Here is a 2,432-nt window from a genome sequence, read left to right as displayed (position 1 = left end):
TATTAATACGATTATTCCTAACACAGTTGAAGAAATAGGCGAAGGGGCTTTCGAAGGCAATAAAAAGGAATCTATAATTATTCCATCAAATGTAAGAAGGATTGGTGAAAATGCCTTTCGTGGTTCGTGGATAAAAACTGTAATGATGGAAGAATCCGTGAGTCAGATTAAATCGTGCGCCTTTATCGATTGTGGTATGCTGGAAAAAGTCATGCTATCGAAAAATTTGGAACGCATAGAGTCGCAGGCTTTTGAGTTGTGTGTGTGCTTAAGGTTAATAGACTTTCCTATTTCATTACAGTATATTGGTTTTCGTGCTTTTGCCTCGTGTAGGTCTTTGAAATCAGTCCTTATCAAAAACAAAAAGGCTCAAGTTCATAAGAAAGCATTTGACGATGATGTGATTATTAATGGAAAACCGCGAGATTATTGGCTGCCAATTGAAGGAGATTTTTTAGATTTGCAGAAAACATAAAACTTGAAACTATGGAAAACAATTGCAATTATCCGAAATCATTCGTAGAACTTGTAAATGAAGTGAACGACAAAAAGAATCAATTCAATGGCCAATATATTGAATATATTGGCGTAGGCAATCCTAACGCTAAAATATTGATTATTGGAAAAGAATTAGCGATTGATGAGAGAAAAGAAGAAAAGCAATACGTAAGAGAGAATCTGAAAAATGTTGAAGGTTGGTTGGAAAACGTCAAAAAAGACATGGCTCTCTTTAATGCAGATAAGGATGAATTTTGGAAAAAAGACCCAGAGGCTCCGATTAACCCTATGTATCCTTATAGAGGTCAATACTTCAGAATTGATAATGGGAAAAACTATGGTACAAGCCGTACATGGTTTGATTATCAGAAAATAATCAATCAGATGGAAACCATATCCCTTGATGATGAACGAAAAAGAACTATTTGTTTCCATGAATACTGCTTTTCTACGGAATTGAGTTCAGTATCTGCAGAAAATAGTAAAGAAGCTGACGTCGAAAAACGAAAAGAATCAATAAAAGTAAGAACCACAGAATTGCTGAAATTACCATTTTATCAACAATTCCCAATTGTAATAGTCGCTGCAGGTCATTATCCGAAAGAGTTTGGAATTGATTTGGAAGAATTGTTTGGCGTGAAGTGGGACGGGAAAACTATTGATAGGGATGATAATTGTAAACTTAAAAGAAATTGGTTAAATGTTCATCTTGGAAATCAACCCAAATTGTTGATACATACGAATCAATTGTCAATCAACATTACAGATGAATTACTGCGCTTAATTGCTGAAAAATGCGATGAATTTACAAAAAGCAACAACGTTAAACTTTAATTACGCAACACTATGGAACTCGCAAAATATCTTGTGGAAAATGTGGAAGACAGTCACGATGTTATACGCCACATTATCAATTCCTTGTCGATTGCCGAATTGCAGCAATTGAAAATGGATTTGGAGTTTTATTACTTTGATGATTCGGGAACGGGCCGTCTTTTGGATTTCATCGACAAAAGGCTTTATCCGTCACAAATGGATATGATGCCGAAAATGCCAAATGCGTCTATTAATCAATTGCTTGACGATTTCAATAATGACAAGAGCGGGCGAATTACAACCTCTCGAATTGAGTTGCAAAAACGGTTTGATTATCAATCGTTTGATGACCAAAAGAGAATTGTGGATGCGTTTATGAGAAGGACAACGAAGCATGATGTTGTTTGGTGCGCAAAGTATCTGCTTGATGATTGGTTTTGGAGAGATGCCTATTTTGACCCCGTTGAGTGGTATTGGGAGCGTGACACGGATAATTATCGGTTACTCCGTGTCATTGAAAAACGGGCATCGGAAGAATACTTGAACGGGAAAGTTCAACTATTTGAAAATCAGAATGAAGGTGCAATAGAGAATAAAGCATACACATGGTTCTTGGTTCGTCTTGGGAAGGATAAAAACTTTGTAATCAAAAAGGAAAGATTGAGTCCGTTCCGATATGTTTACATTTGTGCCAAGACAGGGCGTTGTGTTTCTCTTGACGAGGCTGATTCAGCATTGTCGCAAGTGGTTTCAGATGAACTATCGGAAGGCTTTTTCTGCAACAGGTTTCGGCGTAAGCTTGACGGCTCGATTGCTTTTGATGTCAGGGGCAGAATAGGCCATGCTTTGTGGGTTGTGGCCAAAACAGGAAACACGACTGCCTTGATTCGTTTCAACGAATGGATTAAGGAAATGTGTTGTGAAATAGAAAATATGCAAATTGTTGATTGCGAAAATATTACAAGGCTTATCTTAGATAGGATTTTTCTGCCTAATCTTCAATTAAATGGTTTGGAATATGGATGAAATTAACAGATGTTTTGCCATATCATTACCAGCTTTCAATGCTTCTGCCATAATATTCATTGCTTCTTAAAGAATTGGCATCAATGCCGCTC

General features: G+C 36.8%; 3 protein-coding genes. All 3 read left to right on the top strand.

Annotation, left to right across the window (positions count from 1 at the left end; genetic code table 11):
- Positions 1-475 (top strand): leucine-rich repeat domain-containing protein (locus tag IJL02_RS11660; protein WP_292816636.1); only part of this gene is annotated, 475 nt, incomplete at its 5' end.
- 11 nt (positions 476-486) lie between these two features.
- Entirely contained in the window at positions 487-1,332 is an 846-nt protein-coding gene (locus tag IJL02_RS11655; RefSeq protein ID WP_292816634.1) for a hypothetical protein, read from the top strand.
- 12 nt (positions 1,333-1,344) lie between these two features.
- Positions 1,345-2,340 (top strand): hypothetical protein, encoded by a 996-nt coding sequence (locus tag IJL02_RS11650; RefSeq protein ID WP_292816632.1) that lies wholly within the window; start codon positions 1,345-1,347, stop codon positions 2,338-2,340.
- Positions 2,341-2,432: the final 92 nt, after the last annotated feature.

The organism is Methanobrevibacter sp. (assembly GCF_017427765.1).
GTDB lineage: Archaea > Methanobacteriota > Methanobacteria > Methanobacteriales > Methanobacteriaceae > Methanocatella.
Note: the sequence above shows the minus strand (reverse complement) of the source record. Positions and strands in the feature narration are given on the sequence as shown.